5 protein-coding genes are annotated in these 3,546 nt (G+C 72.2%); all 5 read left to right on the top strand.

Annotated features, from left to right (window positions below; genetic code table 11):
* Positions 1-224 precede the first annotated feature (224 nt).
* Positions 225-848: a TrmH family RNA methyltransferase gene (locus tag NCC78_RS29385; protein WP_250798607.1), complete on the top strand. Its 624-nt coding sequence runs from the start codon at positions 225-227 to the stop codon at positions 846-848.
* A gap of 78 nt (positions 849-926) precedes the next feature.
* Positions 927-1,628 (top strand): DUF6758 family protein, encoded by a 702-nt coding sequence (locus NCC78_RS29380; RefSeq protein ID WP_372495233.1) that lies wholly within the window; start codon positions 927-929, stop codon positions 1,626-1,628.
* A gap of 134 nt (positions 1,629-1,762) precedes the next feature.
* The gene (locus NCC78_RS29375; protein ID WP_007455302.1) at positions 1,763-1,921 is read left to right on the top strand and encodes a hypothetical protein; all 159 of its coding nucleotides are present in this window, start codon (positions 1,763-1,765) and stop codon (positions 1,919-1,921) included.
* A gap of 6 nt (positions 1,922-1,927) precedes the next feature.
* Positions 1,928-2,803 (top strand): PH domain-containing protein, encoded by an 876-nt coding sequence (locus NCC78_RS29370; RefSeq protein ID WP_250798605.1) that lies wholly within the window; start codon positions 1,928-1,930, stop codon positions 2,801-2,803.
* A gap of 104 nt (positions 2,804-2,907) precedes the next feature.
* On the top strand, positions 2,908-3,546 hold a 639-nt coding region (locus NCC78_RS29365; RefSeq protein WP_250798604.1), incomplete at its 3' end, for a SigE family RNA polymerase sigma factor.

The following is a 3,546-nucleotide window of genomic DNA, read 5'->3' as shown; positions in this document are numbered from 1 at the left end:
CGACCCGGCCGACTCCGCGGCGTACCGGCAGTGGGTGCAGTCGGTCGCGGCCCGGGTCTGCCGGGCGGCGACCACCGAGGCGCAGCCGGTGGCGCGGGTCGAGGGGGTGTCGCCGGCCCCCGCCGACCGTCGTTTCCTGGAGCGGCTCGGCGACGCGTTGGGGCTGCGCTGAGCCCCCCGCCCGGTGCCCGCCGCCCGCGACCCGGGACGTAACCTGCGTGACCGTGACCGGTGAGCAGCTCGACGTCGGCGTGGGACCGTGGCCCGGCGATCCGCCGGACGACCCGCGGTACGACCCGGAGCTGCTCGCCGAGGGTGACCGGCGCAACGTGGTCGACCGCTACCGCTACTGGCGCCGCGAGGCCGTGGTGGCCGACCTGGACCGGCGTCGGCACGGCTTCCACGTGGCGATCGAGAACTGGCAGCACGACTTCAACATCGGCACCGTGGTCCGCAACGCCAACGCCTTCCTCGCCGCCGAGGTGCACATCGTCGGCCGTCGCCGGTGGAACCGCCGGGGTGCGATGGTGACCGATCGCTACCAGCACGTCCGGCACCACGAGACGATCGAGGAGTTCGTCTCGTGGGCGGCACGGGAACGGCTCCCCGTCGTCGGCATCGACAACCTGCCCGGGTCGCGGCCGTTGGAGACCACCACCCTGCCGTCGCGCTGCGTGCTGCTCTTCGGACAGGAGGGCCCCGGTCTCTCCGACCCGGCCCGCGCGGCCTGTGACCAGCTCTTCTCCATCGCCCAGTACGGCTCCACCAGGTCGATCAACGCCGGCGTGGCCAGCGGCATCGCGATGCACGCCTGGATCCGCGCGCACGCCGGGCCGCCGCCGGACTGACCTCGTCCAGGTGCGACGAACCCCGGGGCCGAAACCGCCGCTCCGCTTGACGGGGCGGCGGCACGGGGCGACGGTGGGGTGGTGAGTGTCGCGGTGAGTTGTCCGAGATGTGGGGGGCAGGTCCGTGCGCCGGACCTGATGCACACCGAGTCGCGCTGCGTCGACTGCGGACCGGTTCCCCCGCTGCACGTGCCGGAGCACATCGGCGCGGAGATCGTCGCCAGCGTGGTCGAACGGATCGTCGCCGCCGCCGATCCACCCCACCGGCCGGTGGTGCCGCTCTGGTGCCCCTGGCCGCTGCCGCCCGGTTGGACCATGACCGGCGTGGCGTACGCGGGGGACGACCGCACCGGCGTGCGGGCCACCGCGGTGGCCTGCGCGGGGCCGGCGCCGCTCGGCGGTGGCCCGGCCGACCTGGTCTTCGTGGCCGAGGAGCCGGGCGTCGGTCTGGGCACCCGGTTCGCCGGTCTGGCCGGCCCGGATCCCGGCCCGGAACTGGCCGAGGCGCTTACCGATCCGGGCTACGGTCACCCGGAGCACGTCGGGCAGGCCAGGATCAGGGTGGCCGGTCATCCGACTCCACTGTGGCTCGTGAATTCGCCGACCGATCGAAGCGCGTACGCCGGCGAAGCTCGGGGAATGTGGCTCCATGCGATAGCCTGGCCGGCGAGTGCGGGTCACCTGCTCGCGGAAGATGTCGTGCTGCACGACCTGACCGAGTGGACTCCCCCCGAACTCGTGTACGGCGCACCGTCTCCGTATCTGCACGGGAAGGCTTGACAGGTCTCCAGGGCTTGCCAGGTCTCCCGGAATGTCGGAGAACGGACGCAGATATTCACTGTACGACACCACACTGATACTCTGGGTGCCGCTGCGGTAATGGGACCCGGCGCCGCGCGAGAGGATGGCCCGCCATGGTCAAGAAGGTCCTCACCTGGGCCGGAATCGCATTCTTGATCTTCTTTGTCGCCTACCGGCCAAATTCCGCCGCGGACGTGTTCAAGTCGCTGGGCGGCGGCATCATGGACATCGCACAGGGGTTCGGCGACTTCTTCACCAGTCTCGTCGCCTAGCCGCCGATGGGAAGCCCCTCCGGTCCACCCTTCGACCCCGACGACCCCGACCGGGAGCGCCGGGAACGCGACACGGAGCCGATCCCCCGGCTCGGCCCCGACGACGGGCCGGGTTACGGCTCCGGTCCGGGCCTCTCCGACGGTCCCTCCCTTTCGGACAGCGCCAGCCTGGGCGACGGTCCGGGCTACGCCGGCGAGGGCCGGTCGGGGCGGGCCTGGATCCGTGACCCCGAGGCGGGCTACCAGCCGCCGCAGATCTCCGAGGACGAGCTGGCCGGCCTCCGGGCCGACGCCGCCGGCATGGCACCGCGCCGGGTGCTGCCGCTGGAGGACGAGCCCAGCTCGCTGGTCGCGCGCTATCTCTTCCCCACCGAGCGCTACCGGGGCGAGTGGAAGCGGCACTGGATCCACCTCGCCACCCCGCTGCTGATCGGCGTCGCCGCGACCTTCGTGCTCGGCTACCTCTCCGGCTTCCTCGCCGGGCAGGACGTCGGCGCGCTCACCACGATCGCCGTGCTGCTCTGGTTCGCGGTGATGGGCTGGGTGGCCTGGAAGGTCGCCGACTGGTGGTACGACCGCTTCATCCTGACCAACAAGCGGGTGATGGTCGTCAACGGCATCATCACCCGGCGGGTCGCGATGATGCCGCTGGTCCGGGTCACCGACATGAAGTACGAGCAGACGCCGACCGGCCGAGCGCTCAACTACGGCACCTTCGTGCTGGAGTCCGCCGGCCAGGAGCAGGCGCTCCGCGAAATCAAGAACCTGCCCAACCCGAACGAGCTCTACCTGCGCGTCGTCGAGGAGATGTACGAGCCGCAGGCGGTCGAGGCGCGGCTGGGCAAGGAGGCGGACGAGGCCAAGGCCGACGACGGGGCGTGAAGGTTTTCGTCCGAACATCGGATGAGTCGCACACCTTTTGCCGTCGACCCGACGTGCCCGGCCATGGCAGCCTGCTCTGCAAGGACGGGGTGCGGAGGTGAGCGGTGGCGAGCAGGGACCCGCTGGAGGAGGAGTTCCGCGACTTCGTCGCGGCCCGCTCCGGCGCCCTGCTGCGCACCGCGTACCTGCTCAGCGGGGACTGGGCCACCGCCGAGGACCTGCTCCAGACCGCGTTGACCAAGACCTACCTGGCCTGGAAGCGCCTCGGCGGGATCGAGGCGATCGAGCCGTACGCCCGCCGGGTCATGGTCAACACCTCGACCAGTTGGTGGCGCCGCCGCTGGCACGGTGAGCGCCCCACCGAGGTGCTGCCGGAGCGGGCGGCCGCCGACGAGATCGACCAGCAGCTCGACCGGGATCTGCTCTGGCGGCACCTCAGCGCGCTGCCCACCCGGCAGCGGGCGGTGCTCGTGCTGCGCTTCTACGAGGACATGTCGGAGGCGCAGACGGCGGCCCTGCTCGAGATCTCCCCGGGCACGGTCAAGAGCCAGACGTCGCGCGCCCTGGCCACCCTGCGCCGACGGATGGGGGCCGAGGTCGCCCTCGACCTGCCGAAGGAGCAGGCGCCGGCACGGCCGGCCGGGGTCAGCCGCGGCCGGCCCACCCCCGTCCGCACCGGCCCGGCGGGTGCCCCGCCACGGCCGCGACCACAGCCCTCGCCAGCGGCACCGTCCGGCGACGCG

The sequence above is a fragment of the Micromonospora phytophila genome (assembly GCF_023656545.1).
Classification (GTDB): domain Bacteria; phylum Actinomycetota; class Actinomycetes; order Mycobacteriales; family Micromonosporaceae; genus Micromonospora; species Micromonospora phytophila.
Note: the sequence above shows the minus strand (reverse complement) of the source record. Positions and strands in the feature narration are given on the sequence as shown.

What these genes read in the sequence shown, in the direction of transcription:
- NCC78_RS29370 (WP_250798605.1), top strand. Translation starts at nt 1,928, where the DNA reads ATGGGAAGCCCCTCCGGTCCACCCTTCGACCCCGACGACCCCGACCGG.
- NCC78_RS29375 (WP_007455302.1), top strand. Translation starts at nt 1,763, where the DNA reads ATGGTCAAGAAGGTCCTCACCTGGGCCGGAATCGCATTCTTGATCTTC.